This window comes from Nocardia sp. NPDC004722 (assembly GCF_053601505.1).
The window spans coordinates 1-2,497 of the sequence record NZ_JBSGBY010000893.1; the positions used below are offsets into that span (position 1 = coordinate 1).

The following is a 2,497-nucleotide window of genomic DNA, read 5'->3' on the forward strand; positions in this document are numbered from 1 at the left end:
GGTGTCCCACGGCTCACCTGCCACGCCGCCCGTTCCAGCAGCACGCGCCGCCGCATGGCGACCGGTGACTCCCCGGTGTCGCGGGAGAACTGCCGCGCGAAATGGAACGGGGAGGAGTGCACGTCCTGGGCCATCGCGTCGAGGGTGGCGTTGTCCTCGTCGAGGACGGCGTCGAGGAAATCGCGCAGGCGGTCACGTCCGGTGGTCACGCTGACGAGTCTGCTATGCCCCGGACCCGGATCGCTTGACCGTTCTTGCGCAATCCTTCGCGGCGTCAGGACGGGGTGGTGTCCTCGGTGACGTCGAGAACCTTGCCGGGGTTCAACAGGCCCAGCGGGTCGAGGGCGCGTTTGACGGCGATCATCAGGTCCACCCCGGAACCGTGCTCCTCGCGCAGATACTTCTTCTTGGTCAGCCCGATCCCGTGCTCCCCGGTGGCGGTGCCGCCCACCTCCAGGGCGTGACGCACCACGAGGTCGGAGAACACTTGCGCCCCCGCGTATTCATCCTCGTTGTACGGGACGATCGTGTGCACGTTCCCGTCACCGATGTGCCCGGCGACGGTGATGTTGAGGCCCAGCTCCGCGCCCAGCCGGGTGGCGGTGTCGACCGCCCCGGCGATGCGCGAGTAGGGGACAGCGGTATCGGTGATCAGGAACCGGCGGCCGGGATTGCTCGCCTTGACCGCGAAGTACAGGTTGTGGCGGTCCTCCCACAGCGCGTGGCGATCCCCGTGGGTGCGCGCGGTGGCCACCTCGATCGCCCCGTGCGCGTGGGCGATGCGCTGGATCTCGGCCTCGTTGGCCGTGACCGAAGCGGCCGAACTGGATTCGATATCGACGAACAGGGCGGGCGATTCGGCGTAGGCGGTGCCGCGGAAGGCATTGATGGCCGCCATGCTCGGCGCGTCCACCAGTTCGAGGCGGCTCACCGGCAACGCCAGCCCGAGCACCTCGACCGCGGTGTCGACCGCGTCGGTGACGGTCGGGAACGAAATGCGCAGCGAGTGAATCCATTCCGGGATCGGATGCAGCCGCACCGTCAACTCGGTGATGATCCCGAGCGTGCCCGCCGAACCGATCAGCAGATCCTTGAGGTCGTAGCCGCTCGAGGATTTGCGCACCGCCCGCCCCAGCCGGGTGATGGTGCCATCGGCCATGACGGCCTGCAGCGCGAGCACATTGGCGCGCATCCCGCCGTAGCGCACCGTGGTGGTGCCGCTGGCATTGGTGGCGGCCATGCCGCCGAGGGAGGCGTCCGCGCCGGGATCCACCGTGAACTGCAACCCGTACTCGGCCGCGGCGGCATTCAAACGCGTGCGGGTGACGCCGGGCTGCACGGTGGCGGTGAAGTCCTCCGGGGTGATGGCGAGGATCTTGTCGGCCTGCGAGAGATCGACGATCAACTCGTCACCGCGGGCCAGTAGATGCCCTTCCAGACTGGTTCCCGCGCCGCGCGCGATGAGCGGCGTCGCGTGCTCGCGCGCCCATTCGACCACGGTCACCACCTCGTCGGCGTCGACCGGGTACACCACGCCTCGCGGGCGGTGTCCTGGCCGTCCGGTTTCATCGACCGTGAATTGATCGAGGACCACTGGGCGAGTGTCGATCTCGAGCATGTGATCCTCCGCGCGTGCGACTGGCACTACTCCTGGTACGTCATGAGGATACGGCGGATGGACTGGGTGACGGGCAGCTCGCCCGCCAGCGGCACCCACCGGTAGTCGGCGTAGTTGGTCACCCGCACGGGCCCCGCGCTCGCCACCTCGACCGCGAAATGCTCTCTGCGGACCGGCTTTCCGGCCGCCGAGAGGTACTCGAAGCTACCCAGGTGGCGCACGATGTCGAGCACCGCCAGCCCGGTCTCCTCGCGCACCGCGCGGACCACCGCGCTGGCGAGGGATTCCCCGGCCCGCACCACGGTGCCGGGTAGGTGCAGCGGACTGCGCCCCTCGGCATGTTCCTCGTGCTCGAGCATCAGCACCGCGTCATTGTTCGCGACCACGACACCGACGCGCAGCGCCACGCCATCTGTGGTCGCTCGCCGCTGAAGTTCTTCCAACACCGTCTCGCCGATCGATTGCTTGGGCGAAACCTCGAAATCCCACACTGCACACCACATCCCGTATCACCGGACACCGTCGACCGATACCGACAACGCTACCGGCGGAGAAACGGTCGGCGGCAGAGACATTCGCAAGATTAGAAGCAAATTCGCCGATCCGATCCCCAACCCGGAAACTTTCTGCCAGCGACGGGTGCGAAGCTTGACAGGGTGCCAGCCAACGACAGGAGACGCTCGTGAAGGTGTTCCAGATCGGTGCGGCCGGCGGCATCGGCCGTCGTCTATCGGGGTTGCTGAGCGCACGCGGTGACGAGGTCAGCGGCATGCATCGGCATCCCGAGCATCGCCACCCAGTCGGGGCTGCCGCTGCCCACCATTCATCGGCTGGTCCGCACCCTCGTCGATCTGGGCTACCTGCATCAGGAGCCGACGC

3 protein-coding genes and 1 pseudogene are annotated in these 2,497 nt (G+C 67.7%); 1 reads left to right on the forward strand and 3 read right to left on the reverse strand.

The features are described 5' to 3' along the window. The 3 genes and pseudogenes from ACWELQ_RS43625 to ACWELQ_RS43635 all read right to left on the reverse strand — a co-directional run. Window positions 1-209: pseudogene (locus tag ACWELQ_RS43625) on the reverse strand (AraC family transcriptional regulator); the annotation flags it as partial. A gap of 65 nt (window positions 210-274) precedes the next feature. Continuing rightward, a complete protein-coding gene (locus ACWELQ_RS43630; RefSeq protein WP_452402841.1) occupies window positions 275-1,618 on the reverse strand; it encodes an FAD-binding oxidoreductase in 1,344 nt (447 codons plus the stop codon). Between the two features lie 26 nt (window positions 1,619-1,644). Next, the gene (locus ACWELQ_RS43635; protein WP_452402842.1) at window positions 1,645-2,025 is read right to left on the reverse strand and encodes an NUDIX hydrolase; all 381 of its coding nucleotides are present in this window, start codon (window positions 2,023-2,025) and stop codon (window positions 1,645-1,647) included. A 345-nt stretch (window positions 2,026-2,370) separates the two neighbouring features. Here ACWELQ_RS43635 and ACWELQ_RS43640 point away from each other — a divergent pair. After that, on the forward strand, window positions 2,371-2,497 hold a 127-nt coding region (locus ACWELQ_RS43640; protein WP_452402843.1), incomplete at its 3' end, for a helix-turn-helix domain-containing protein.

Coding starts and splice junctions, on each gene's coding strand:
- ACWELQ_RS43630 (WP_452402841.1), bottom strand. CDS start 1,618: ATGCTCGAGATCGACACTCGCCCAGTGGTCCTCGATCAATTCACGGTC.